At 71.7% G+C, this 25899-nt stretch carries 22 protein-coding genes; 8 read left to right on the forward strand and 14 right to left on the reverse strand.

Annotated elements, in window-relative coordinates; translation table 11 throughout:
• Window positions 1–36 precede the first annotated feature (36 nt).
• From ACLII4_RS14415 to ACLII4_RS14425, 3 genes are all read left to right on the forward strand, one after another.
• Window positions 37–675: a diacylglycerol/polyprenol kinase family protein gene (locus ACLII4_RS14415; RefSeq protein WP_412068096.1), complete on the forward strand. Its 639-nt coding sequence runs from the start codon at window positions 37–39 to the stop codon at window positions 673–675.
• Window positions 663–1517, forward strand: a complete 855-nt coding sequence (locus ACLII4_RS14420; protein WP_412068097.1) for a lipase family alpha/beta hydrolase — start codon at window positions 663–665, stop codon at window positions 1515–1517. The genes ACLII4_RS14415 and ACLII4_RS14420 overlap by 13 nt, the downstream gene beginning before the upstream one ends.
• Window positions 1518–1659: 142 nt before the next feature.
• Window positions 1660–2208, forward strand: a complete 549-nt coding sequence (locus ACLII4_RS14425) for a YqgE/AlgH family protein (protein ID WP_412068098.1) — start codon at window positions 1660–1662, stop codon at window positions 2206–2208.
• Between the two features lie 84 nt (window positions 2209–2292).
• Here the strand turns inward: ACLII4_RS14425 and ACLII4_RS14430 are convergent, their stop codons facing one another.
• The 5 genes from ACLII4_RS14430 to ACLII4_RS14450 form a co-directional block, all read right to left on the reverse strand.
• A complete protein-coding gene (locus ACLII4_RS14430; RefSeq protein ID WP_412068099.1) occupies window positions 2293–2679 on the reverse strand; it encodes a response regulator transcription factor in 387 nt (128 codons plus the stop codon).
• Window positions 2680–2880: 201 nt separating this feature from the next.
• Window positions 2881–3513, reverse strand: coding sequence for a response regulator (locus ACLII4_RS14435; RefSeq protein ID WP_412068100.1), 633 nt, complete (start codon window positions 3511–3513; stop codon window positions 2881–2883).
• A complete protein-coding gene (locus tag ACLII4_RS14440) occupies window positions 3510–5231 on the reverse strand; it encodes a PAS domain S-box protein (RefSeq protein WP_412068101.1) in 1722 nt (573 codons plus the stop codon). Before ACLII4_RS14440 ends, ACLII4_RS14435 begins: the two co-directional genes overlap by 4 nt.
• Entirely contained in the window at window positions 5231–6430 is a 1200-nt protein-coding gene (locus tag ACLII4_RS14445; protein WP_412068102.1) for a cysteine desulfurase family protein, read from the reverse strand. The genes ACLII4_RS14440 and ACLII4_RS14445 overlap by 1 nt, the downstream gene beginning before the upstream one ends.
• Before the next feature lie 75 nt (window positions 6431–6505).
• The gene (locus tag ACLII4_RS14450) at window positions 6506–9100 is read right to left on the reverse strand and encodes an acyl-CoA dehydrogenase (RefSeq protein WP_412068103.1); all 2595 of its coding nucleotides are present in this window, start codon (window positions 9098–9100) and stop codon (window positions 6506–6508) included.
• Window positions 9101–9213: 113 nt separating this feature from the next.
• Here ACLII4_RS14450 and ACLII4_RS14455 point away from each other — a divergent pair, with 113 nt between their 5' ends.
• Entirely contained in the window at window positions 9214–10143 is a 930-nt protein-coding gene (locus tag ACLII4_RS14455; RefSeq protein ID WP_412068104.1) for an oxidoreductase, read from the forward strand.
• 28 nt (window positions 10144–10171) lie between these two features.
• Here ACLII4_RS14455 and ACLII4_RS14460 read toward each other — a convergent pair whose 3' ends face one another.
• Window positions 10172–10795: a peptidoglycan recognition family protein gene (locus tag ACLII4_RS14460; RefSeq protein WP_412068105.1), complete on the reverse strand. Its 624-nt coding sequence runs from the start codon at window positions 10793–10795 to the stop codon at window positions 10172–10174.
• 90 nt (window positions 10796–10885) lie between these two features.
• On the opposite strand from ACLII4_RS14460, the gene ACLII4_RS14465 reads away from it, so the two are divergent.
• Together ACLII4_RS14465 and ACLII4_RS14470 are read left to right on the forward strand one after the other, a co-directional pair.
• Entirely contained in the window at window positions 10886–13255 is a 2370-nt protein-coding gene (locus ACLII4_RS14465; protein ID WP_412068106.1) for a helicase HerA domain-containing protein, read from the forward strand.
• A 49-nt stretch (window positions 13256–13304) separates the two neighbouring features.
• On the forward strand, window positions 13305–13655 hold the full coding sequence (locus tag ACLII4_RS14470; RefSeq protein WP_412068107.1) for a phage holin family protein: 351 nt from the start codon (window positions 13305–13307) through the stop codon (window positions 13653–13655).
• A 6-nt stretch (window positions 13656–13661) separates the two neighbouring features.
• Here ACLII4_RS14470 and ACLII4_RS14475 read toward each other — a convergent pair whose 3' ends face one another.
• From ACLII4_RS14475 to ACLII4_RS14490, 4 genes are all read right to left on the reverse strand, one after another.
• Window positions 13662–14147, reverse strand: coding sequence for a YdeI/OmpD-associated family protein (locus ACLII4_RS14475; protein ID WP_412068108.1), 486 nt, complete (start codon window positions 14145–14147; stop codon window positions 13662–13664).
• 66 nt (window positions 14148–14213) lie between these two features.
• Window positions 14214–14522, reverse strand: coding sequence for a hypothetical protein (locus ACLII4_RS14480; protein ID WP_412068109.1), 309 nt, complete (start codon window positions 14520–14522; stop codon window positions 14214–14216).
• A 58-nt stretch (window positions 14523–14580) separates the two neighbouring features.
• On the reverse strand, window positions 14581–15261 hold the full coding sequence (locus ACLII4_RS14485) for a hypothetical protein (RefSeq protein ID WP_412068110.1): 681 nt from the start codon (window positions 15259–15261) through the stop codon (window positions 14581–14583).
• A gap of 81 nt (window positions 15262–15342) precedes the next feature.
• The gene (locus ACLII4_RS14490) at window positions 15343–15891 is read right to left on the reverse strand and encodes a hypothetical protein (protein ID WP_412068111.1); all 549 of its coding nucleotides are present in this window, start codon (window positions 15889–15891) and stop codon (window positions 15343–15345) included.
• 168 nt (window positions 15892–16059) lie between these two features.
• On the opposite strand from ACLII4_RS14490, the gene ACLII4_RS14495 reads away from it, so the two are divergent.
• Complete coding sequence (locus ACLII4_RS14495) at window positions 16060–16974, forward strand: metallophosphoesterase (RefSeq protein ID WP_412068112.1); 915 nt, start codon at window positions 16060–16062, stop codon at window positions 16972–16974.
• Between the two features lie 444 nt (window positions 16975–17418).
• On the opposite strand, the gene ACLII4_RS14500 is transcribed toward ACLII4_RS14495, so the two are convergent.
• Both ACLII4_RS14500 and ACLII4_RS14505 read right to left on the reverse strand, forming a co-directional pair.
• A complete protein-coding gene (locus tag ACLII4_RS14500; RefSeq protein ID WP_412068113.1) occupies window positions 17419–19911 on the reverse strand; it encodes a protein kinase domain-containing protein in 2493 nt (830 codons plus the stop codon).
• On the reverse strand, window positions 19908–20462 hold the full coding sequence (locus tag ACLII4_RS14505; RefSeq protein ID WP_412068114.1) for an ECF-type sigma factor: 555 nt from the start codon (window positions 20460–20462) through the stop codon (window positions 19908–19910). Before ACLII4_RS14505 ends, ACLII4_RS14500 begins: the two co-directional genes overlap by 4 nt.
• Before the next feature lie 428 nt (window positions 20463–20890).
• Between ACLII4_RS14505 and ACLII4_RS14510 the strand changes: the two genes are divergently transcribed.
• Window positions 20891–21940: a YfaP family protein gene (locus ACLII4_RS14510; protein WP_412068115.1), complete on the forward strand. Its 1050-nt coding sequence runs from the start codon at window positions 20891–20893 to the stop codon at window positions 21938–21940.
• Between the two features lie 220 nt (window positions 21941–22160).
• On the opposite strand, the gene ACLII4_RS14515 is transcribed toward ACLII4_RS14510, so the two are convergent.
• Entirely contained in the window at window positions 22161–23354 is a 1194-nt protein-coding gene (locus ACLII4_RS14515) for a thiolase family protein (protein WP_412068116.1), read from the reverse strand.
• A gap of 83 nt (window positions 23355–23437) precedes the next feature.
• Window positions 23438–25852: a 3-hydroxyacyl-CoA dehydrogenase/enoyl-CoA hydratase family protein gene (locus ACLII4_RS14520; RefSeq protein ID WP_412068117.1), complete on the reverse strand. Its 2415-nt coding sequence runs from the start codon at window positions 25850–25852 to the stop codon at window positions 23438–23440.
• Between the last annotated feature and the right edge of the window lie 47 nt (window positions 25853–25899).

The raw sequence follows: 25899 nt of genomic DNA on the forward strand, positions 1-25899 counted from the left end.
CCGACCATCGGGGCGGCGACGGGGTATGTTCATCCCGTGAGCGACACCGCCCCCGCCATCCCCTACCGCGCCGAGCTTCAGCGCAAGGCGATCCACCTCGGCGCGCTGGTGCTCCCGGCGGCGATGCTGCTCCTGCCCACGCCGCCGGCCCGGGCTGCGCTGACCCTGCTGGCGGCGTTCGCCGTCGCGCTCGACGTGGCGCGCCAGCGGGTCCCGGCGGTCCACCACCTCGTCGTGGACCGCGGGTTCGGCTGGATGATGCGCCCGGAGGAGCTCACCGGCGTCGGCGGGCCGATCGTGCTGAACGGCGCCGTCTGGATGTGCCTGTCGGCGGCCGCCTGCGTCTGGCTGTTCCCGCCTGGCATCGGCGCAGCGGCCCTCGCGATGCTGATGGTGGGCGACGGCGCGGCGGCCGTGTTCGGACGACGGTTTGGGCGGACCAAGTGGCCCCGCTCGCCGAAGTCGGTCGAGGGCAGCGTCGCGTATGGGGTGGCGGCCTTCGCGATGGGGCTCGTCGTGGTGACGTGGCCCGGCGCCGGCCTCAGCCTGCTCGCGTGCGCGGTCGGCGCGGGTGTCGGGGCGGCCGTCGAGGCCCTGCCGATCCCGGTCAACGACAACTTCCGGGTGCCGCTCCTGTCGGGGCTGGCGATGCTCGCGGTGGGATGGGCCGGCTGACGAGCGCCGCCCAGGCCGTCGCGCGGCGGGCGGTGGAGCTGGAGCCGCTGCCCCAGCCACCGCTCCGCCCGACGCGCCACCCCGTCGTGTTGCTCCACGGCTTCGGGGCGCTGGCCAACCTGATGCAGGGCGGCGTGCTCCATGCCGAGGCGATGCACCTGCGGGCGCGCGGCGTCTGGGCATATGCCCCCCACGTCAACCCGTACGACACGGTCGCGGTGCGGGCCGCGGCTTGGGCGGAGCGGCTGGCGGTCGTCCTCGATGAGACCGGCGCCGAGCGCGTCAACTTGGTGGGCTTCTCGACCGGCGGGCTCGACGCGCGCCAGCTCGCGCGCGACGGCTGGGCCGACCGCATCGCCAGCTTGGTGACCGTGTCCACGCCCCACCGTGGGTCGCCCCTCGCCGACTTCGTGCTCGGCCGCCCGGAGTGGCTGCGCACGTGGGCGGTCGGGGTCATGGAGTTCGTCGGGCGAGCGGCGTACGAATCGGCCCCTCCCCACGCCGAGGCCGCCCTGGCCGAGCTGACGGAGCGGGCGGTCGAAGCCCTCTTCTCCCCCGACGAGACGATCCCCGGCATGTGGTGCGCCTCGTGGGCCGCGCACGCCGGCAAGGGCACCGACATCCCCATGTACCCGCCGCTGGTGGTCCCCAACCGCATCCTGCATGGGCTCGCGGGCCTCAACGACGGCATCGTCCCGACGGCCTCGATGCACTGGGGCGAGCGGCTGGGCACGCTGGCGGCCGACCACGCCCGGCAGATCGGGCTCGGCCCCTCCCCCACCTTCGACTCGCTGGCGTTCTTCGTGGCGCACTGCGACGCGCTCCGGGCTCGCGGGCTCTGACGAGGAACGGGCGGTGGGGCCGGAGCTGGTGACGCGGGCGGAGCGTGGGGCGACGCCGGGGAGAGGCCCACGCGATCCACCGGCCCGCCCCCGAACCCTGGCACGGCGGGCGTCGTTGGCAGGCCGGCTCGTTCCCCCCCCTATGCCTGCCCCTGTCCCCGGTGACGTTCTCGTCGCCGAGCCGCCCATGGCGGACCCCAACTTCCGTCGCACCGTCGTGCTGCTCTGCGAGCACACGACCGGGGGCTCGTTTGGGCTCGTCCTCAACCGCCCCACCGGCTTGTCGCTGGCCCAAGCTGCCGACGAGGCGCTGGGTTTCGACGCAGAGCTCGGCGTGGGCGGGCCGGTGCAGCCCGACACGTTGCACTTCCTCCACCCCTACGGCGACCTCGACGGCGCGCTCCCCGTGCTCGACGAGGTGTTCTGGGGCGGCGACTTCGAAGCCCTCCAGGCCGCCATCGCCGACGGCTGGGCCGACCCGACACAGGTCCGGTTCCTCGTCGGGTACTCGGGCTGGGGGGCCGGGCAGCTCGACGCCGAGGTCGACGAGGGCGCCTGGATCGTCGTCCCCGGGTCGTCCGACTTGGTGTTCGCGGACGGCGACGACGCGCTGTGGCGACAGATCTTGCGTCAGCTCGGCGGGGAGTACGCGCTCCTCTCGACCTTCCCGGACGACCCCCGGCTGAATTAGAGCTGGGGTCCGGTACGTTCAGGCGTTTCGATCGGATGCACCGGACCGCGCTGTGGGATGGGGAACAGGGCAGCCTGACAGGCCCTAAGCATCTCCCGTCTGCGCCCACTCGCGCAAGATGTCCAGCACGTGCTCGACGCCGGCCGACTTGTCGAGGAAGTGGTCCGCTCCGGCTTGGAGGCAGGCCTCCCGGTACAGGTCGTCGGCGTGGTTCGTCAGCATGATCACTCGGGCCGCCGCTCGCGCCTGGCGCAGCGCCTTGAGGGCCGCGAGCCCGTTCATCACCGGCATCTGGAGGTCGAGCACGACCACGCCGGGCCGGTGCTGCCCGACGCCTACCACGGCTTGCGCCCCGTCGGCCGCCTCGGCGACCACCTCGACCCCCTCGACCTCGTCGATGGCGTCGCGCAGGAGCGAGCGGAGCAGGTCGGAGTCGTCGGCCAGCAGGACTCGGACGGGGGGCGTGGGCATGGGTGCGGCAGGGGTGGCCGGTAGCGTACGGGAGAACCGGGCACATCGTCTGCCGGAGCCGGGCTCAGAGCGCGCCAACACGCGTGGGACGGCGGCGTCCGCTGTCGTAGGCATCGTCCTACGCCCCATCCCAATCGACCCATGGGACCACCACCACGCCCTTCAGCCGGTTGCCCCGAGGGTCGAGGCCAGTCGGAGGCACTACTCGATCAGCCCGTTCTCCAGCGCGTAGCGCGTGATCTCGGCGTTGTTGGACATCCCCATCTTCTGGAGCAGCCGGCTTCGATAGGTCGAGACCGTTTTCACGCTGAGCGAGAGGTGCTCCCCGATGGCGCCCACCGTCATCCCCGAAGCGATCAGCCGGAGGACTTGGTACTCGCGGTCGGAGAGTGCGGCGTGGGGGTCCTGGTCCGGGTCGAGGTCGAGCGCGTCCAGGAGCGACGCCGCGAGCGCCTGCGTGAGGTAGCGCTTTCCGGCCGCAACGCGTCGGACGGCCTCCACGAGATCGGCCTCGGCGCTCTCCTTGGTCAGGTAGCCCATCGCGCCCGCCCGGACGACGCGGACGGCGTACTGGTCCTCGGGGTGCGCCGAGAGCACCAGGATTGGCAGGCGCGGGTGCTCCGCCTTCAGCGACTTGACCAAGTCGAGGCCGCTCGGCCCCGGCATGCTCATGTCCATCACGACCACGTCGACGCGCTGGTCGCGGACGGCCACCAGCAGCGCGTCCCCGGAGTCCGCCTCGGCGACGACGCGGACGTCGTCGAGCTCGGTGAGCAGTTCCACCAGCCCGCGACGGACGAGGGCGTGGTCGTCGGCGATGACGATGCGAGTCATGAGACGTCGGCGGAGGGAAGGGGGAACGTACACTCGACTCGGGTGCCCTGGCCCGGCGTCCCGTCGACGTCGAGGGTCCCGCCGAGGGCACCCGCCCGCTCGCGCATGCCGACGAGCCCGAGGCTCCGCCGTCGCGTCCGCGCCGGGTCGAACCCCCGGCCGTCGTCGGCGACGACGAGTCGGAGCGTGGTCGGGGCCATCACCAGCGTCACGGCGACGCGGCTGGCGCCGGCGTGGCGGGCGACGTTCGTGAGCGCCTCCTGGAGCACGCGGAAGGCCGCCGTGGCCACGTCCGTCGGGGGCTCGAACGCGCCCTGTACGTCGACGCGGCACGTCGTGCCGGTGCGTTCCTCGAAGCGCTTGGCCTGCCACGTCGCGGCACTGGCGAGCCCGAAGTCGTCGAGCACGCCCGGGCGGAGGCCGGAGGCGATCTCGCGGACGTGGCGGATGGTCTCGTCGATGGTCTCCCGGACGCTCTCGAGCCGCGCCAGCGCGGGGGCGTCGTCGGCGTAGTGGCGGCCGAACCACCCGATGCCCAAGCGGATGGCCGTGAGCTGCTGGCCGAGCACGTCGTGGACTTCTCGCGAGAGGCGCGTCCGCTCCTCCTCGCGGATGTCTTGGAGGTGGGTCGCAAGCGCCCGGAGCTCGGCCCGGGAGCGCTCCAGGGCCTCCTCGTGCTCGCGCAAGGGCGTCACGTCGCGGAGCATCGACAGCACCTCGCCGTTGCCGACCGGGGCCATCCGGACTTCCCGGAAGAGCCGCCGGCCGTCCGACGCCGTCTCGTAGTCGTAGGCCACGGGCTGCCCGCTCGAAACGATCTGGGCGGCGGCGGCCTCGAACTTTGCCGCGAGGTCGTCGGGGATCACGTCCTGGAGTCGCTTCCCGATCAGGGCGTCGGCCGCGAACTCGGTCTCGAACTGCGCCGGGACGTGAAAGTCGAGGACCATCCCGTCCGTCCGCAAACGGGAGACGACATCGGGGAGCGCCCGCACGACCGTCCGGTACCGCGACTCGGACTCGACGAGCCGGCGCTCGGTCTCGGCGCGGGCCGTCACGTCGCGCGAGGTGACGATCCCGTAGGGCACGCCGCCGGGCCCGACGGCCGCCCGGCCCCGGCTCTCCAGCACCCGGGTCCGCCCGTCCGGATCGATCACGCGGTAGCGCATCGTGCTCCGCTCTCCCGTGAGGAAGCCCTCGGTGAACGCCGTCAGCACCCGATCGAGGTCGTCGGGGTGGATGGCCTCGAACGTCGGCTCGGTGACGATCTGCTCGGGCGTCCGGCCGGTCTGTTCGAGAGCGGACGGGCTGGCGTACTCGGTCCGTCCGGACGCGTCGACAACGGTGACGAGGTCGGCGACGGACTCGACCATCAACCGATACAGCTCCGCGTCGGTCTGCGCGTAGGCGTGACGGGCACGGGCGTGCCGCGCCGCCCTCGCCGCCTCCCGCTCCCCGGCGCCCGGGCCAACCACTCCCTCGGCCCCCCTTGCGAGGGCGGCGTCCTCGGCCTCCGGCGTCGCCGCGATCACCAGAACGGGCGGGCGCGAACGCGGGCGCCGGAGCCAATCGGCCAGGTCTCCGGTGCCGCTCGCGAGCACGACCAACTCGGCGTCGCCGTAGCCGAGAGCCGACGGCGCGTCGACGGCGCGCCGGTCGCCGAGCGCATCCGCAAAGGGCGTGAGCGGTCCGCTCCAGACGATGGGGCCGGGCGCGGGCATCAAGCGGTGAGCGCGAGGAGCCGCGACACAACGCGGCCGACGGTGTCGGCGGCCCGGGCGACCTCGGCGGTCGTCGTCGTGCGGCCGAGCGAGAACCGCAGGGTGGCGGCGGCGAGCTCCCGAGGGACGCCGAGCGCCAGCAGCACGTGGCTCGGCTCCAGCGCACCCGACGTGCAGGCGCTCCCGGCCGAGACCGCCACGCCGTCGAGGTCGAGTGCGGCGAGCAGCATCTCGCCGTCGAGCCCGCCCGCGATGGAGACGCTCAGGATGTGGGGCGCGCAGGCGTCGGGCGTGTTCGGGTGGAGCCGGTCGCCGAGCGCCTCACGGAGCCGCGCCAGCAGATCGCGCCGCAAGCCGTCGATGCGGGCGGCGGTCGCCTCGCGCTCGGCCTCCGCGAGCGCGAGCGCCGTCGCGAAGCCGACGATGCCGGCGACGTTCTCCGTCCCCCCTCTCCGGCCGCGCTCCTGCGCCCCGCCCGTCTGCGGCCCCGCGAACGGCGTCCCCGCGCGGACGTACAGCGCCCCGACGCCTTGGGGCCCGCCGAGCTTATGGGCCGACAGCGACAGCAGATCCACGCCGAGCGCGTCGACGTCGAGCGAGAAATGGCCCGCGGCCTGGACCGCGTCGGTGTGCGCGAGGGCGCCCGACTCGTGGGCGACGCTCGCGATCTCGGCGACGGGGTTCACGGCGCCGGTCTCGTTGTTGACCCACATCGCAGACACGAGCCCGGTCGTGGCGTCGCAGGCCTGGGCGACCGCGTCGGGCGCCAGTCGCCCGTCGGAGCCGGGGGGAAGAATGGCGACCGGGTGGCCGGCCGCTGCCAGCGCCTTGGCGGTCGCGAGGACGGCCTTGTGCTCGGTCGACCCGGTCACGAGCCCGGGGCGGTCTGGCTGGGCTGCCAGCGCGCCACGGATCGCGGCATTGTCGGATTCGGTGCCGCCGGAGGTAAACACGACCTCGCCGGGCTCGCAGCCGAGCACGTCGGCGACCGTGCCGCGCGCGCGGTCGACGGCGACACGCGCGCGGCGACCGGCGGTGTGCAGCGACGACGGGTTGCCGACGGCGCCGAGGTGGGGCAGCATGGCCGCGAGCGCCTCCGGGTGGAGCGGCGTCGTGGCGGCGTGGTCGAGGTAAATCAGAGGAGCGGGGATTCGGCGGGCGGGCGCCAGGGCGCGGTGGCTGGCGGGGATCCTACGCACGAAGCGGTCTGAACGCACCGGGGCGCCTCCGACACGCGGAGCCGCCCCAAGGGATTGGACCGACCGGTCGGCGGGCTACCTCGTCTCCTCTGCGGCCGGGTCCTCGGACACGGTCGCCCCCGTCCAGGTTGTGGCGCCCGCGTCGGTCTCGGCCGGGCCGCCGAAGCCGACCGTGCCGAGCGCGACGCCGTCGCCGCCGGTCTCCGACGTCACGGACGCGGGCTCGATAGCGCTGGCGAAGTAGTCCTCGTTGTCGAAGCTGTCGACCTGGATGGCGTCGTTGCGGGCCTCCTCGGCGCGGCGGAGCAGGTCTGCCTCCACGGCCGTCAGGATGCCCGCTTCGACGGCTTGCGGGATCAGCGTGGCCGGGTGCCGGCGGGGCAGCTCGCGGCGCTTGATGGCGTCCTTGACCTTTTTGACGACGCCCTCCGCTTCGTAACACAGCTTCATCGTGGTCTCGAACCGGCCGAGCGCGTGCGTCGGGTCGTCCGACTCGAAGACCAGGCCCGTGAGGCGGTCGCGCTGGGCGCCGGGCACCTGGAGCGCCGCGGCCACCCGGCCGCCGACGGCGTCGGAGGGCAGCGACGAGAGGCGGTTAAAGCGGGACCACGCCGCGAGCGGGCCGCGGAAGAGCCACGTCGCGCCGGGCAGCTGGAGGTTGGCGAACAGGCCGTCGAACGCGTCCTGCATCTGGGCGAACGCGTACTGCATCGAGTAGTCGAGGAACGGGCGGTCTTCGGGGCGCTGGCCCTCGGCCTCGAAGCGGCGGAGCGTGGCGGTGCCGAGGTACATCCACGAGAAGATGTCGGCGAACCGGCCCGTCAGCTTCTCCTTGCGCTTGAGGTCGCCACCGAGGGTGCCCATCGCGAGGTCGGCCAGGAAGGCGAACGTCGCGGACGCCCACGACATCTTGCGCCAGTAGGTCGCGGCCGGGCCGCTCACCGGCGAGCCCGCCAGCCAGCCGCGGCTCAGCGAGAGGCCGATCCCGCGGAAGGCGTTGCGGACGACGTGGCCGATGTGGGGCCAGAACGCCGCGTCGAACGCCTTGGCGTCGCCGGCCATCAGCGCCTGCATCTCGCGCAACGCGTACGGGTGGCAACGGATCGCGCCCTGCCCGAAGATCATCAGCGTCCGCGTCAGGATGTTGGCTCCCTCGACGGTGATCGAGACGGGCAGGCCGATGTAGGCGTGGGCGATCGGGTTGCGCGGGCCGCGCGAGATCGCATTCCCGCCCAGGATGTCCATCGCGTCGTTGACCGCCTTCCGGAAGAGCTCGGTCGCGTTGTACTTCATCATGGCCGTCACGACGGCCGGGGCGGCGCCCTGGTCGAGCGCGCCGTTCGTGTAGCGGCGCGCGGCGTCGAGCGTGTACGCCCAGCCGCCGATCCGCGCGAGCGGCTCCTCGATGCCCTCGAACTTGCCGATCGACAGCCCGAACTGCTTGCGGATGAGCGCGTGCGCGCCGGCGATCCGCGCCGACTGCAGCACGCCCGCCGTGGCGCTCGCGGGCAGCGAGATCCCACGGCCCGCCGCCAGCGACTGCATCAGCATCCGCCAGCCACGACCGGCACCGGCCGCGCCGCCGATGATGGCGTCCTCCAGCTTGACGACGACGCCGTGGCCCTCGGTCGGGCAGTTCCAGAACGGGACGCCGAGCGGGTCGTGGCGCTGCCCGAGGACGACGCCCTCGGTGTCGGCCGGGACGAGCGCGCACGTGATGCCCAAGTCCGTCCCCTTCCCGAGCAGCTCCTCGGGGTCCTCCAGCTTGAACGCCAGCCCGAGCACGTCGGAGATGGCGGCGAGCGTGATGTAGCGCTTGCGCCAGTCGAGGCGGACGTAGAGCTCGCCGTCGTCGCCGCGGAAGACGACGCCCTTCGACGAGATGGCGCCGGCGTCGGAGCCCGCGCCGGGCTCCGTCAGCGCGAACGACGGGATGACCTCGCCGGACGCCAGCCGGGGCAGCCAGTGGTCCTTCTGCGCGTCGGTCCCGAAGTGCGCCAGCAGCTCGGCCGGGCCGAGCGAGTTCGGCACCATGACGGTGATCCCAAGCGTCGACGAGACCGACGACGCCTTGGCGACGATCGCGCTATTCGCGCTTGGGCTGAAGCCGTGGCCTCCGTACGCCTCGGGCACGATGAGGCCGAAAAAGCGGTCGTCCTTGAGCTTCTGCCACACGGCCTCAGGGAGGTCGCGGCGCTGCCACACCTCCCAGTCGTCCACCATCTTGCACAGCTCCTCGACGGGGCCGTCCATGAACGCCTGCTCGGCCTCGCTCAGGCCGGGGTAGCCCTGCGCCAGCAGGCGCGCGCGGTCGGGCTTGCCCGAGAACAGCTCGCCCTCGACCCAGACCGTCCCGGCGTCGATGGCCTCCTGCTCGGTCGACGAGATGACGGGCAGGAACTGCATCGCCTCCATCGCCTTCATCACGCCCGCCGACAGCAGCCGGCGGATGGGCGTGATCAGGAAGATGGCCGCGAGCACCACGAAAACGGCCGTCAGCGCCCACGGGGCGCCGAACCCGATGAGCGCGACCAAGCCGGCGATCGCCCAGACCGCGAGCGGGGCACCCGTGAAGCCGAGCGCGAACAGCACCAGCAGCACGCCGACCACGGCGGCCCAGCCGGGCGTGACGGCGGCGAGCGCGCCGTGAAGAGAGTCGAGAAGGTCCATGACCGTGGCGGGAAGGGGTGGTTAACAGTGTAAACCTTTCGACGCGGTGCGGCAAGTCCGGAGAACCCCACCTGCCCTGTAGGGGTCTCTCTACCTCTCACGATTCCAATCCGATGTCCGACGCCGCCTCCTGGGCCCTCCAACACCTCCCCCGCCAGCACGGCCGCACCGCCGTGGTGACCGGCGCCAACTCGGGGATCGGCCTCGAAACGACCCGGGGGCTCGCCGTCCTGGGCGCGCGCGTGGTGATGGCCTGCCGCGACACGGGCCGTGGGGCCGCCGCCGCAGCCGACATCCGCACGAGCGTCCCCGGCGCCGACCTCGACGTCCGCGCGCTCGACCTCGCGGACTTGCGCTCCGTCCGCGCCTTCGCAGACGGGATCGACGGGCCGGTCGACGTGCTCGTCAACAACGCCGGCGTGATGGCCGTCCCGCAGCGGACCGAGACGCAGGACGGCTTCGAGACCCAGTTCGGCGTCAACGTGCTCGGCCACTTCGCGCTCACCGTCCGGCTCCTTCCCCAGGTGCTGGCGGCGGACGCCGGGCGCGTGGTGTGGCTGTCGAGCATCGCCCACAAGGACGGCAAGATCCGGCTCGACGACCTCAACAGCGAGCGGCGCTACGACCCGTGGCGGGCCTACCAGCAGAGCAAGCTGGCCGACCTCATGCTGGCGTTCGAGTTCGACCGCCGGCTCGACGGGACGTCGGCGATCTCACTCGCGGCGCACCCGGGCGTGTCGTCGACCGAGCTGATGGACGACATGGTCGGCGGCTCACGGCTGATGGCGTTCGCGGCAAACGCCGTGATGCCGCTGATCGCGATGCCCGCGTGGCGCGGCGCGCTGCCGTCGCTCGTGGCGGCCGCCTCGCCCGACGTGGCGGGCAGCGCCTACGTCGGGCCCCAGGGCTTCCGCGACATGCGCGGCGACCCGGGCCCGGCCGACGTGGCCTCGCAAGCGACCGACCGCGCCACGGCGGCGGCGCTCTTCGAGGCCTGCGAGCGGCTCGCCAGCGAGACGATGCCGCTCGCCCTCGCCGCCTAGCGCTTGGGCGCTGAGGCGCCGCGCCCGCTCAGCCGCCTGCGGCGACCGCCTGGCGGAGCGTCGGGAGGAACGGGAGGAGCGCCTCGCCGGGGCAGACGGTCTGCCCCGGCGCCCGGTCGCCGTGGCCGGCGACGGCCTCGGCCGGCACGTCCCACTGCCGGGCGATCGCCACGACCAGTTGCGTCAGCGACGCGAGCTGCTGCGGGGTCGGCTCGGTCTCCTCGAAGTTGCCCTCGACCACGACCTGGACGTGGCCCGCCAGCGGGTAGTCGGTGTTGGTCTCGCCCTCGTACCGCACATCGCGCCCCTCCAGCACCACGCCGTCGGTCGCGATGTAGTAGTGGTAGGGGACGTCCGGCCACGCGACCTTCGGGCTGCCGTCGCCGAGCGGGGCGTCGCTCTGGGAGAACGCCTGGAGCGCCCGGAGCTTCTCGGCGTTCGGGCGGTCCGGCTGGGCGGGCGTGCCCGTGTGGTGGACGGTGATGGTGGCCGGCGCGTGGGGCCGCATCGGGCCCGTCGGGGCGAGAGCGCCCCACTCGGCACGGGGGACGTAAGCGAGGTCGGCCGGGAGCCCGACGCGGTTGACGGACGTGGGCGCGGAGCCGGCGCAGGAGGCGAGGGCGAGGGCGAGGAGGACGAGGGCGGTCCGCATGGAGGAGAGGGTGGGCGGGGAGGGGCGCAGGGGTCAATCTCCGCACCGCCGGGGCGCGGCGCTAGACTCCGGTTCCCCTCCCCTGCCCGGATGTCCGCACCCTTCGAAGGCCTCGGCGTGTTCTACCTCGGCCGCGACGCGGACCCCGCGACCGGCGACGTGTCCGAAGCGCCCGTCTTGTACGACGCCGCTGACCTCACCACGCACGCCTTCATCGTGGGCATGACCGGCTCCGGCAAGACCGGGCTCGGCGTCGGGCTGATCGAAGAGGCCGCGCTCGACGGGATCCCGGTGATCGCCATCGACCCCAAGGGCGACCTCGGCAACCTCGCGCTCCAGTTCCCCGACCTCGCGCCCGCCGACTTCCGCCCGTGGATCGACCCCGCCGAGGCCACGCGTGACGGGACGACGCCCGATGCGCTCGCCGACCAGAAAGCCGAACTGTGGAAAAAGGGTCTCGCCAAGTCGGGCCAGGGCCCGGAGCGGATCGCCCGCTTGCGCGACGCCGCCGACGTCCGGATCTACACGCCCGGCTCCGACGCCGGCCTGCCCGTCTCCGTGCTCGGCTCGCTCGCGCCGCCGCCCGACGCCCCCGGCTCCGAGGCCTTCCGCGACCGCGTCGAGGGCACGGTCGGCGGACTGCTGACGCTGATGCAGGTCGACGCCGACGCCGCCAGCGGCGAGAACGTGTTCCTCTCCAAAGTGGTGACGGACGCCTGGGCGGCCGGCCGGACGCTCGTCGTCGAGGACCTTATCCACGCCTTGCTCGACCCGCCGTTCGAGACCCTCGGCGTGATGTCGGTCGACGACTTTTTCCCCGAGCGCCAGCGCAAGGCGCTCGCGATGACGCTCAACGGGCTCGTCGCCAGCCCCGCCTTCGCCGCGTGGACGAAGGGCGCGCCCCTCGACGCGGGCAAGCTGTTCTATGGCGCATCGGGCAAGCCGCAGGTGTCGGTGATGTCGATCGCCCACCTCGACGACGCCGAGCGGCTGTTCTTCGTCACCAAGCTGCTCTCCGAGGTGCTCGCGTGGATGCGCCGCCAGCCGGGCACGGGCTCGCTCCGCGCGATCCTGTACATGGACGAGATCTACGGCTACCTCCCGCCGAGCGCGAACCCGCCCACGAAGACGCTCCTGCTGACGCTCATGAAGCAGGCCCGCGCCTTCGGGCTCGGCGTCGTGCTCGCGACGCAGAACCCCGTCGACCTCGACTACAAGGCGCTCGCGAACTGCGGGACGTGGCTCGTCGGGCGGCTCCAGACCGAGCGCGACAAGGCGCGCCTCCTCGACGGATTGGAAGGCGCGGCGGGCGGCATCGACCGCGCCGACATGGACCGGTTGCTGTCGAGCATCGGCAAGCGGCGGTTTTTGCTCCACAACGTCCACGAGTCGGAGCCGCGCGTGCTCGCGACGCGGTGGGCCATGAGCTACCTCGCCGGGCCCCTCACCCGTCGGCAGATCGGGACGCTGATGGCGGAGCACAAGGACACCCTTCCGCCGGAGAAGACCATCGGCTCATCCGCCACCCCGCCCGCCGCGGCACTCGATCCGGCAGCCGCCAGCGGCGAGCGCCCGGCGCTCGACGTGCCCCAGGTGGTGCTCGCGGGCGCGGCCGACGTGTACCACCCGATGCTGCTGGCGCGCGCCGAAGTCCCGGTTTCGCGCTCGCGCCCGCCGGTCGAGCACACGCAGCACATCACGCTGCTCGCCGAGGTGGCCGACGCGCCGGACTGGCACACCGCCGACGCGCTCGACGCGCGCCCTGAGACCGGCCAACCCGTCGACGGCGCGACGTTCGCCGACGTGCCCGCCGCGCTCGCGGACCCCGCCAGCTATCCGCGCTGGGAGTCGGCCCTCAAAAAGTGGCTCCAGACCGAGCGCCCGCTCCGCCTCTTCCGCTCCCCCGAGACCAAGCTGACGAGCGCGCCCGGCGAGGACGAGCGCGCGTTCCGGATCCGGTTGGCCCAAGTTGCCCGCGAAGCCCGCGACGCGCAGAAGGACGACCTGCGCGAGCGGTACCAGAAAAAGCTGGACGCGCTCGAAAAGCGGATGGACAGCGCCGAGGCCGCCGTCGACCGCGAGGCGGCGCAGGCCAGCCAGCGCAAGATGGACACCGTCGTCCGCGTCGGGACCACCCTCCTCGGCGCCTTCCTCGGCCGGGGCCGCACGTCGATGAGCAGCATCGGCGTGACCGCGCGGTCCGCCAGCCGGGCGTCGAAGGAGTCGGCTGACGTGCGGCGGGCTCAGCAAAAGCTCGACGGCTACCGCGACGACTACGCGGAGCTCGAGGCCGACCTCCAACGCGAGATGGACGACATCGACCTCCGGGCCGCCCCTGACGCGGCGGCGCTGGAGACCGTCGAGATCAAGGCTCGGCAGACCGACATGCACGTCACGGAGTTGGCGCTGGCGTGGGTGCCCTACCGACGCGAGCCCGGCGGCCGCCTCGTCCGCGCCTGAACCCGACCGCCCGCCTGCCCGTAGGTGGGCGCCCGTCCCCCCGACTCCGATGAAGCTCCTCCTCCGCTGGGCCGCCAGCGCCGCCGCCCTCCTGATCGTCGCCTACCTCGTGCCCGGCGTCGGCATCGCCAGCATCGGCACGGCCTTTCTCGCCGCGCTCGTCGTCGGCCTCGTCAACGCCACCATCGGTGCGGTCGTCAAGCTGATCACGACGCCGCTCCGCTGGCTGACGCTCGGCCTGCTGACGGTGCTCATCAACGCCGTCATGTTCTGGCTCGCGGCCTCGTTCCTCGACGGGTTCACCGTCGACGGCGCGTTCGCGGCGATCATCGGCGCGCTCGGCTACGGCCTGCTGGCGGGGATCATCGGGTCGGTGCTGGGCGCCAACGGCAAGGACTGACCGGCCTCACCACCGGCGCTTGAGCGTCTCGTGCGTCCCGTCGCGCAGGCGCGCGGCCACCTCGGCGGCGCGGCTCGTTCGGGTGGCCTCGCGTTTGGCGCTCGTCACGCGGTGGGCGAGCGCGCGGCGCATCCCCGGCGAGATGTCGTCCCACGTCGCGCGCGCCTGCGCGTCGTCCGCCAGCGCCGCCGCCAGCTCCGCGCCCGGCTCGACGTGATCCGGGTCCGGGTCGGCGCTCAGCTCGACACCCACCAGATCGCCCGCCGCCAGCCCCAGCGTCTTCATCCGGTCGCGGCTGAGAGCGATAAACGACAGGTCGCCGTGGCGGTGGAGCGCCAGCCGGAACGGCGCGTCGGCGATCGTCCCGACCAAGCGGCGCACCTTGGCGGCCCGGAGCGGCTCGGCGACCGAGTCGGGGAGCGGCAGCTTGTGGGGCGTCATCCCGCCCTTCGTGAGGAGGACGGGCGCGAGAAAGACGTGGTCGAAGTCCATGGCGTGGGCAGAAAAAAGGCGTGGAGGCCGAAGCCCCCACGCCGGGTCGAGGTCCGCGCCGACGCGCTAGACGCGCGAGCGCGGGACGACGGCGCCGTAGCGCTCGATGTCGGCCGCACGACGGGTGCCGTCGTACGTGCCGTCGGTCGCGTAGATCACGCCGTCGCCGATCGAGAGGTCGCGAGCGGGGTACTCGGTGCCGTCCGACAGCGTCACGGCGTCGACCATCTTCTGGTCGGTGTTGACGATCATGTCGACGACGGTCAAGCCGGTGTCGCCACCGTCCTTGTCGAGCACGCGGTAGCCGCGCACGTCCTGGTCGTCGGGGAATTCGAGGTCCCAGTCGGAGGTCTCGGAGAGTTTGATGCGGTCCATGAAAAGAGGGGTCTGAGTGGAGAAAGGGGGGTGCCGCGGCGTCGCCGCGAGCGGGGCGCTACTCGACGACGGTGATGTCGTCGCGCGAGTTGACGCGGATAAAGACGCTGCGGCTGCGGAGCGCCGCCGTGTCATCGTCGGTGAGCTCGGACAGGCCGCGCTCGCCGTCGGCGTATCGGGCAAAGGCACCGTCGATGGAGACGGTGTCGCCCTCGTCGACGTCGAACACACCGTCGGTGCCGCCAGCGCCGGTCTCGGACTCGCCGAGGCCGACCAGCACGACGAGCGTCTTGCGGAGCTCGTCGGTGCCGATCCAGAACGTCGAGTCGCCGACCACGCGGAGGACGCGGGCGTCGTCGACGTCGACACGCGTGCCGGGCTGGAAGCGCGTCACAGTGACGCCTTCGAGAGTGCCGGCGTCGGGGAGCGGGTCGCTGGCGTCGTCGCGGCCACCGGGGCCGTCCGCCATTTCAGCGTCGGTCTCGAACAGGCCGTCGTCGTCGGCGTAGAGCTGCTCGGCGGAGGTGACGACGTCGCCGTCGACCTCGTCCGCGCCGGGCTCGATCTCGAAGTCGTCGAGCACGCCGACGTTGTCGTCGGTGCCGGCGATCTCGTCGGCGTCGGGCTCGTTGTCGAAGGCCTCAGCGATAAACCAGATGAGGCCGCCGAGCAGGAGGAGGCCGAGGAGCCAGAGCCACCAGGGCGAGCCGGACGTCTTTTCTACAGGAATGTTGGCCATGAATATCAGGGGTGAGGCGAAGGGAAAGAGATCAGAGTCCCCACTCGTCCGGCGGGCGCCGGGCCGAGCGGGGCGGTCGGATTACTCGCCGACCTCCACGTTCTCCATGTCGGCCTCCAGGATCTCGACCTCATCGCCGTCGGCGCGGATCACGTCCGTGTCAGCCGTCATGGCGTTGAGGTCGGCGTCCGGGATGCCCATGTTCAGGAGGTCCATGTCGCCGAGCGGGCCGTAGTCGGCGCCGGTGAGCGACACGCGCTGGCCGGGGTTGATGTCGACCTGCCCTTCGATGCCGGGCGCGGCCGAGGCCTCCTGGTCGAGGATGACGAGCGTCTCCGCCGCATTCGGATCGTCGCTCGCGGCGACGAAGAACGTCCGGTCGCCGGTGACCCGGGTGACGTAGAGGTTGCTCATGTCGAGGGCCATGTCGACGTCGGCGTCCATGTCGCCAGCGACGACGACGGGGTCCACGTCTTCGACCATTTCGGCGTCGTCGACGTAGGCGTCGTCGACGTCGTCGTCACCGAAGGCGCCGATGAGAAACCAGAGGAGGGCGCCGAGGAGGAGGGCGCCGAGGAGCCAGAGCCACCAGGGCGTACCGGCGGAGCGTTCGACAGGAATATTGGCCATGAGACGGAGTGGGTGGATGAGAGAGGGCCCAAGGGATGGGCGAGGATTGAATGGATTGGAGGCCGGGAGGGTCCGGACATGTTGCGTTGGAGGCCCTGCCCCAATCCAGACTCAGGGGATCCCGCAGTGCCCTCCCCACCGTTGCTGAGCCCCCCTCCCCACTCGTCCATGGCCCGCACTCTTAGCGTCGTCGCCCTCTTCTTACTCTTCCTCGTCGTCTACGGCGTGGCCATCGAGCCACGGTTGATGCTCGACGAGCAGGCCATTGAGGCCGAGATTCCCGGCCTGCCCGCGGGGTGGGACGGCCAGACCATCGCGCTCGTCGCCGACTTCCAGACCGGGATGTGGCTCGACAACAGCGGAATGGTAGAGGACGCCGTCGGCCGGGCGATCGAGGAAGGCCCCGCGCTGGCGTTGATCGGCGGCGACTTCGTGTACCAGCCCGACTCGGCGACCGTCCGCGAGGCCGTCTCGTACGTCCGCCCCCTCATCGCCGCCGGCATCCCGACGGTCGCCGTGCTTGGCAACCACGACTACTCGCTGATGAAAAAGGACAGTGCCGAGCGCCCGCCGATGGCCGAGTACCTCGCGGCTCAGCTCCGGGAGGCCGGCGTGACGGTGCTGGAAAACGACGCCGTCGCCGTCGCGTCTGCGAGCGGCGATACGCTGTGGGTGGCCGGGGTCGGATCGGTCTGGGCCGAGAATGCCGAGCCGGCGGCCGCCCTCGCGGCGGTCCCCGACGGCGCCCCGCGCGTGTGGCTGATGCACAACGCCGAGGCGTTCCGCGAGGTCGCGGCGGACGAGGCGCCGCTGGCGCTGGCGGCCCACTCGCACGGCGGCCAGATCCGCCTGCCCGGGACCGGGACGTGGAGTTGGCTCGACGTCGTCCGCCCGGGCGAGGTGGTCGCCGACGGCTGGGCGGCCGACTCGATCGGCGCGGCCGGCAACCGGCTCTATGTCAACCGAGGCATCGGCTTCTCCACGGTCCCGGTCCGGATCCGTTGCCGGCCGGAGCTGACCTTGGTCACGCTCCGCGCCGCCGTCGGCGACCTCCCCGCACGGGGCCCGACGGCCTTGAGCTGACCTTACCCGTCTCGCGCCCGACGAGGTTCGCCCTGTGGGTTCGCCCTCATTTCGCACGTCCTCCGTCCCCACGGACGGGCCGTGTCCTGGAGGAACAGGCCGGGAGCCAGACCCCGAGTGGGATGCCTCCCCCGACAGCCCTTCCCTAGCTGCAAGGCAGCAAGATGCTAGCTGCCAGCTCCCCGAGACCGTCGACCTGAGCTTGCGAAGAATCTCAATGCCGAGCCCTAAACCGACACCTAAGCCATGCAAGGCTGGCGGCGAGATCCTGCGTGTCCGTTTAGTATGACAAGGTTGTCGGCGCGACGGCCGGCCCCGCCCAGCACAGCGAGGGAGGAACCTCCGGCGACGGGTGAGAGCGCAGTCCGCGACGCCAACCGGTGCACGACGACGGGGGCGGAGTCGGGGCTCCGCCGAAGACCGGCGCCCCCCCTCGACTGCGCGTCAGCCGCCTCGGCGCAGCCGACCGACGACCTGCTCCGCCTCCCGCACGTCCGAGTCCTCCGCCCATGCGCTCCGTACCTGAGGGGGGAACGCCTCGATCCGGTCCAACGCACCGGCCAGCATGGCGCGAGAGGCCCGCTTGCCTTGGTGGTGCATCGCCAATCCGGTTTGGAGCCGGGCCATCGCCACGAGCTCGTCGAGGCGCGTCGCGTCCGGCGGCAGGGACTCGCCGATCTGGATCGCCTCCAGGCCCGCGCGCTCTGCGGCGCGGTAGCGGCCCAGGTCCACACGCACCTGGGCCAGGGACGTGGCCATCGACATCCCGGTGGCCGTCCGGGCTGCAGGGAGGCCCCGGCCGATGGTCACGGTCGAGTCGTAGTACGCCTCCGCCTCGCGCAGCTCGCCAGCGACTTCCAGAAGTTGGCCCAGAAGCCCCATCGACTCGAAGCGGCGCACGTGGTCGGCGTCGTAGACGAGCCGCGCGATGCGGACGGCCCGGCGGGCATAGGGCATGGCGTCGTCGAGCCGGCCGGACGCCATCAGGTTGTGGGCCATTTGCGACGAGAGGACGCCCACGGAAGCTCCGTCCGGGCCCTCCTCTGTCTCGTACAGCCGGATCGCCTCACGCGTGGTCTCGATGGCCTCGTCCAGGCGGCCCTCGTAGAAATACGTCCGGCTCAGCGAGCTCAGAGCCGCTGCGCGCTCCGCCGGCCGCGAGGACGACTGCGACAGCTCGACGCTCCGCTCGGCCCACTCAATGGCGTCCTGAAGCTGGCCCATGTCCCGGTACGTCCACGAGACGCTCGTCGCGATGTCGAGCAACAGGGCCGAGTCGGGCCGCGCGCCCTGCCGCGCGAGGGAGTCCGCCTGGAGGAGGAGGGGCAACCCGCGCCGAGCGTCCCCTCGCATCGTGTAGTTCTGCGCCAGGTTTTTGAGGCTGAGGGCCCGGACGGCGGGGGACGCGTCCGAGCCGTCGAGCAATGCGACCGAGGCGGTGAGCAGCGAGTCGCTCCGCTCAAAGTCGCCGATCTCGAGGTAGGACGCCCCGAGAACCGTGTAGAGATAGCCGCGGAGCGAGGCCGGCTCGACAGTTGAGATGCGGGTCAGCCCGCGATCGAGCGCCTCGCGAACCGTCATGTCACCGTCGCCGGAGGCTCCAGGCTCGGCGCTCTTGAAGAGGTCGCCGAGGAGCCGTGCCGCCTCGCCCGCGCGGTCGCCCGACGCGGTCGCTTCGGCGAGCGCGGCCCGCTCGTTGCTCAGGGACACCAGGGTGGCGCTCAGCCCACCGACGAGCGCGAAAACCGCGACGGCGGCCGCAGCCACGACCCCGCGATTCCGGCGGACGAACCGGCCGACCACGTACGCGCGAGAGTCCGGACGCGCCTCGACCGGCAGGCCGGCGAGGTGCCGCTCCAGGTCGTCCGCTAGGTCCGCTGCGGTCGCGTAGCGCCGCGCCGGGTCGGGGTGGAGCGCCTTGAGGCAAATCACGTCGAGGTCGCCGCGGAGCGCCTGGGCGCGCGTCGGGGCCACGGCGCCGTCGTTCGCCGTCGCCGCCACGCGCGAGGGCCGCGTCGGCTCGACCGTCGGGGGGCCGGCCGTCGGGGCGTCGTCATGCGGCCGGCGACCGGTGAGGAGTTCGTAGAGCAACGCGCCCAAGCCGTATACGTCGACGGCCGTCGTCACGGTTGCGGTCGGGTCATAGAGCTCGGGGGCGGCATAGGCCGGCGTGAGCAAGCGCATCCCCGTCTGCGTCAGGGGGAACGCCTCGGTGGCCTCGCTCTCGGCCCCCTCAACGAGCTTGGCGATCCCAAAGTCGAGGACGACCGGCCGCGGTGGCCCGTCAGCGTCGGTCACCAGGACGTTCGAGGGCTTGAGGTCGCGGTGGACCACGAACCGCCGGTGGGCGTGGTCGACGGCTCTCGCCACCTCGATGAGCAGGCGAATACGCCCGTGAAGGCCGAGCTCGCGGGCGGCGGCCCACGTCGTGATCGGCTCGCCATCGACGAAATCCGTCACCAGATACGGCACGCCATCGTCGGTCTCGCCCCCGTCGACGAGCCGGGCGATGCCGGGGTGGTCGAGCGTGGCGAGGAGCGCCCGCTCGCGGCGGAGCCGCGCGAGCACGTCGCCGCCAGCGAGGGTGAGCGACCGGCGAACCACCTTGACGGCGACGGTCTTGTCGAACGCCCCGTCGGCCCGCCGGGCCTGGTAGACGCGGCCCATCCCCCCCTCGCCGATGAGTGCGCCGAGCCGGTACGGCCCGAGGCGCTGGCCGGGCTCGATGCCCGGGAGGTCTCCGGTGCCGACGGCCTCGGCGGCCCCGCCGGTCCGGTCCAGGAGGGGATCGTCGGCAAGGGCCACGGCGAGGAGCGGCTCCACCGCGGCGCGGTCGGCCTCACTCAGCGACGCGAGGCGGGCCGCACGGGCGTCGGGCCCGAGGTCGAGGAGACGGCCGAGTTCGGCGTCGACGGCGGTCCAGTCGGTTGGAGTCATTCGTTGAGGAGGGTGTGGAGGTGGGCCTTGGCCCGGCCCCAGTCTCGGGCGGCCGTTCGCACCGAGACCCCTAGCGTCCGGGCCGCCTCGGCGGCGTCGAGCCCCCCGAAAAAGCGGAGCTCGACGAGTTGGGCAAGCCGGGCGTCGCGGCGAGCGAGCGTGCCGAGCGCGGCGTCGATGGCGAGGACCTGGTCGGCCGGCGATACGGGGAGTACGACGAGATCGACCTCGAGGGTGACCGGCCGCGCCGATCCGCCGCGCTTGGCGGCGTTCCGTGCCCGCGCCCGGTCGGTCAGAATTTGTCGCATAGCCCGGGCAGCGACGGCCGTGAAGTGCGACCGGTCGGCCCAGTCTCCCCCGTCGACCAGCTTGAGGTACGCGTCGTGGACAAGCCCGGTCGCCGAGATCGTGACCACGCCGGGCTCGGCGTCGATCCGGGACTGCGCCAGGCGCCGGAGCTCGCCGTAGACCCGCTCGAACAGGGCGTCGCTGGCGCGGGCGTCGCCGTCGCGCGAGGCGCGGAGCAGAATGGTGGTCTTGGCGGAGGGCAATGCGGTGCAGTGGTGGGACACCCGGCCCGGAGGATAACAGCGCCAGGTTCTCGTCGCCCTAACGTTCGCGCGGCCTCAGGCACCTGCATCGCTAGCCCCCTTCGACACCCGCTACGTCCTCGAGGGCTACCGTGCGCGCCGCTTCGATTGTCCGAGACGCCCGGGGCTACGTCCGCAGACCAGACTCCAGACGCGGACGGCGCCGGATTGTCTCTGTCTGACACATGCGGGCATGGCTCCTACGCCGTCCGCCAAAAAATTGCGGCGCGTGGCATCTGGCCGGGTCGCGTCACGCTTACGGGTCAGACACGGCCCCGTCCAGCGCCCCGCGCCTCTCGTGGTCGCGTCCCGTGCCGGGCCACCCCGGCCACCTCCTGTCGAGCCGCCCCGTCGCCTCGACGCTCTCTCACCCTCACCGCACCTAACCCATGCGCTCACTCCACACCGCCCTGTTCCTGGGCGCTCTCTTTTCGCTCTCCGCGTGCACCGAACCCGCGGACCCGACCTCGGAGGCCGTCGAGATCGACGAGCCCGCCGTCGAGGCCGTCGCAACCGACCCCGGCCCCGCCACCCTCGCCCGGACCCCCTGGGAGATGCACCGCGGCCAGGGCGCGCTTGCGCTCCGCACCAGCGCCTCCACTCCCATCGCTGGGCTGTTCGAGCTCGCCTCGATCCCGGCCGACGGGGACGCGGGCTGGGGCTCGGCCCCCAACCCCGAGGTCATCGGCTTCGGCAGCGACAACGCCTCGGAGCTCTCGGGCTGCAACAACGAGGTCGACTACACCTACTTCCAGACCCATGTCGACATCCCCTCGAACATGCGGATGGCCACGTTCGAGATCCAGTTCGAGGGCATGGACGACGCGTCCCGCGTGACCGTCTTCAACTCGGAGTACCCCGACGGGCACCTCGTCGACGGGAGCTACGTCCGGCTGAATGGGAGCGGCACCTCGAACCTCGCCGATGTCGTCCGGGCCGGGGAGCGCAACCGGATCGTCGTGACCCAGGTCGACAACTGCCGCAACGGCAATAAGCTCGACGTGGCCCGCGTGGTCCTTGACGGCCAGGTCATCGAGACCGGCGACGACGGGACCATCACCGTCGACGGCACGGAGATCCGGACCGGCAACGTCCAGGTCACGCTCCAGTGGAACAAGCCCGTCGACCTCGACCTGCACGTGACGGATCCGGCCGGCGATGAGGTCTCGTTCCGGAACACCAGCGTCGCCTCCGGGGGCGAACTCGACGTCGACGCGAGGCGGTCCTGCGCCGAAACGCCCGAGACCGTCGAGAACATCCTCTGGTCTGGCACACCGCCCTCTGGCGAGTTCGGCGTAAAGGTCAACTACTACACTGCGTGCGACGAGGGGCCGGTGGAATACACGGCGACGCTCCGTCGGGGCGGGAACGTGGTCGAAGTCTGGGAAGAGACGGTCCAGTACGGACAGTCCAACACCCACACGTTCTCTGTCGACTAACCCCGTCGGTTCCGTGTGCCTAAGGTGGCCGCCCCAGCCTAGGTTGGGGCGGCCACGTTGCGTGGGTCCTGGCGGTCCGTCGCCGGGTGATCCAGATGCCCCACATCGGAGCAGGGGATCCGTCTGGCTGAGGAGCAGCTAGGCATCCGGAGTCTATGGCCAGTCTCGTGTCGACCCACGTCACCCAGCTTGCTCACTACCGGAGGCGGAGCGCGAGCCGCTAGACCAGCAGGTTCTCGAAGACCGCCGAGGCGCCCATCCCGCCGCCGATGCACATCGTCACGATGCCGTAGCGCGAGCCGCGACGCTCCATCTCGTGCAGCAACGTCGCCGTCAGCTTGGCGCCGGTGCAGCCGAGCGGGTGGCCGAGCGCGATGGCGCCGCCGTTGACGTTGACCTTGTCGCGGTCGATGCCCAGCTCGCGGACGATCGCGAGCGACTGGCTGGCGAACGCCTCGTTGAGCTCGATGAGGTCGATGTCCTTGAGGTCCATCCCGACCTGCTTCAAGACCTTCGGGATCGACTTCATCGGCCCGATGCCCATGATCTCCGGCGGCACGCCGGCCACGGCGAACCCGAGCATCTTGGCGCGCGGCGTGACCCCGAGGTCGTCGACCAGCTTGCGCGACAGGATGATGGTCGCCGCGGCGCCGTCGTTCATCTGCGACGAGTTGCCGGCCGTGACCGACCCGCCGACCTTGAAGGCCGGGCGCAAGCGCGCGAGCGCCTCGGCGGAGGTGTCGGCGCGCGGGCCCTCGTCGGTCGTGTGCTCGAACGTGCGCGTCGTCGCGGTCCGGGTCTCGGGGTCGTACGTGGTCTCCTCGACCGGCACGGGGACCGTCTCGGCGTCGAACCGGCCGGACTCGATGGCGTCGAGCGCGCGCCGGTGGCTCTCGACGGCGAAGGCGTCCTGGTCCTCGCGGCTCACGTCGAACTGGTCGGCCACGTTCTCGGCCGTGATGCCCATCGAGGCGTAGAACTCGGGGTCGTCGACGGCGAGCTGGGGGTCGGGCGCGAAGTAGAACCCGCCCATCGGTACGCTCGACATCGACTCGACGCCGCCGGCGATGATGCAGTCGGCCTGCCCCATGGCGACCGAGTTGTAGCCCTGCGCGATCGTCTGGACGCCCGACGAGCAGAAGCGGTTGACGGTCACGCCCGGCACGGAGTCGGGCAGCTTGGCCTTCTGGACGATGGCGCGGGCCATGTTCATGCCCTGGGGCCCTTCGGGGAAGGCGCACCCGAGCACGACGTCGTCGATCAGGTCGTGCTCCAGGCCGGGGACGCGCGCGAGCGCGCCGTTGATGGCGACCGCGCCGAGGTGCTCGGGGCGGACGTTGCGGAGCGCCCCGCGGTTCGCCTTCCCGACCGGCGTGCGGACGGAGGCGACGATGTAGGCTTCGTTGATTTGCATGAGAGTTGGGGACTGAGGGACTACGGGGAATGGAGGGACTGGGGGTCGGGGCTCAAGTCCCCGGTCCCCACAGTCCCAAGTCCCTAGTTCCGAAGCGGCTTGTTGGTGGTCAGGATGCTCTGGATGCGGGCCATCGTCTTCTCCTCGCCCAGGAGCGACAGGAAGACCTCGCGCTCGAGCTCCAGGAGGTAGTCCTCGTGGACCTCGGCCGGGGCGGTGAGGTCGCCGCCGGTCATCACCCAGGCCAGGCGGCTGCCGAGGTAGTGGTCGTACTCGGAGACGTAGCCGCCCTCCTCGAACTGGTGGAGCGCGATCTCGAACTGGGCCCGGCCCGGCGCGCCGAGCACGGGGATCGCCGAGCGGACCGCCGGCGGGCGGTAGCCCTGCTCGCTGAGCCGGGTCACCTGCGCCTTGGCCACGTGGAAGCGCCGCGCGTCGTTCATCACGATGGTCGCGTTGTCGTCGATAAAGTTCTTGTCGCGCGCCTCGAACGCCGAGGTCGCCACGTTCGCCATGGCGATGGTTTCGAAGTGCTGGCGCAGGAACGGCTGGATCTCGCTCGGCCGGTCGGCGTCGGCCGCCAGCTCGGCGGCGCGGGCCGCCATCATCGTCGTGCCGCCGCCGGCCGGGATGAGCCCGACGCCGAGCTCGACGAGCCCGATGTAGGTCTCGGCCGCGAGGACGGGGTGCGGGCACGCCATCGTCATCTCGCACCCGCCGCCGAGCACGCGCTGGTGCGTCGTGACGACGACCGGCTTCGTCGCGTAGCGGATCTTGAAGACGGCCTCCTGGAATTTGGCGATGAACGGCTCCAGGTCGCTCACCTCGCCCATCATCAGGGCCATCGCGACCTCGCCGAGGTTGGCGCCGACGGAGAAGTTGGACCCCTCGTTGCCGATGATCATCCCGCGCAGGTCGCGGTCGTCCTCGACCTTCTGGATCGCCTCCATCACGCCCGTGATGACCTCGGACCCCAGGCTGTTCGACTTCGAGCGGAACTCGAAGAGGGCGACGCCATCCCCCACGTCGAGAAGGGCCGCGTCGCTGTTTTCCCACAACGTGTTGTTCGCGTCTTCCTTGAGGTAGGTCAGCCCCCATTCGTCGGCCGGGCGGGGGTCGGGGACGTAGCGGCCGGTGCCCGGGGTCCACACCTCGGGGACGCCCGACTCGGTGTCGCGGTAGAAGCCCTGGACCGGGATGTCGGCGACCCAGGCCGGGACGGGGATCTCGGCGTCGTCGAGCGCGTCGCGGACGGCGTCGATCCCGAGCGCGTCCCACATCTGGTACGGGCCCATCTCCCAGCCGAAGCCCCACTGCAGGGCGCGGTCGAGGTTAGCGGGGCTGTCCGAGATCTCCGGCGTGCGTCGGGCCGTGTAGCCGATGAGGTCGAGCGTGGTGTCGCGGAAAAACTGGCCCGCGCGGCCGGTGTCGGCCCACAGGTTGCGTAGGGTCTCGGCGAGCGAGCCGCCGCGGAACGACTTCGGGTCGAACCCGAGCTCGGCGGCGTCCTCGTACTCGCCCGTCACCGCGTTGAAGCTCTTGATCGTCTTGCCCTCCTTCTTGTAGAACCCGGCCTTCGACTTGGCGCCGAGGTGCTTGAGGTCGACGAGCCGCTGGAGGACGTCCGGGACCTGGAAGCGGTCGCGGGACTCGTCGTCCGGGATCGCTTGGTAGAGGTTGGCCGTCACGTGGCGGAGCGTGTCGAGCCCGACGACGTCGGCGGTGCGGAAGGTGGCGCTCTTGGCGTGGCCGATCAGCGTGCCCGTCAGCGCGTCGATCTCCTCGATGGAGTACCCGTTCTTCTCGTACTGCTCGACGGCCCCGAGCATGGCGTACGTCCCGATCCGGTTGCCGATAAAGTTGGGCGTGTCCTTCGCCATCACGATCCCCTTGCCGAGGTGGACGCGGGCGAAGCTGGTGACGCGGGCCACGACCTCGGGGTCGGTGTCCGGCGTCGGGATGACCTCGAAGAGCTTGAGGTAGCGCGGCGGGTTGAAAAAGTGGGTCCCCAGGAAGCGCGCCTTGAAGCCGTCGCCCAGGTCCTCCGACATCTCGGCGATGGGCAGGCCCGAGGTGTTCGACGAGATCACGGCCGTGTTGCTGGCGGCCTTCTCGATCCGCGCGAGCACGTCCTTCTTGATGTCCATCCGCTCGATGACCACCTCGATCACCCACTCGGCGTCGCCGATCTTGTCGAAGTCGTCGTCGAAGTTGCCGAGCGTGATCCGCTTCTGGGCGGCCGGCGTCATGAACGGCGCCGGCTTCATCTTGGTGGCCGCCTTGAAGGCGCCCTCGACGAGGTCGTTCTTCCCACCCTCGCGGCCGATGCTCTCGGGCGTCACGTCGAGCAGGAGCACCTCCAGCCCGGCGTTCGCGAGGTGGGCGGCGATCTGGCTGCCCATCACGCCCGCGCCGACGACGGCGGCAGTGCGGAAGGGGCGGTAGGCCCACGCGGGGGCTTGCGCGGCGGCGTTGGATTCGAGAGTCGGGGTTTCCATCGGAGGGGTGGAAGGGTGGAAAATGGAAGGTGGAGGGCTGGGGCGGC

This window comes from Rubrivirga aquatilis (assembly GCF_046845665.1).
Lineage (GTDB): Bacteria > Bacteroidota > Rhodothermia > Rhodothermales > Rubricoccaceae > Rubrivirga.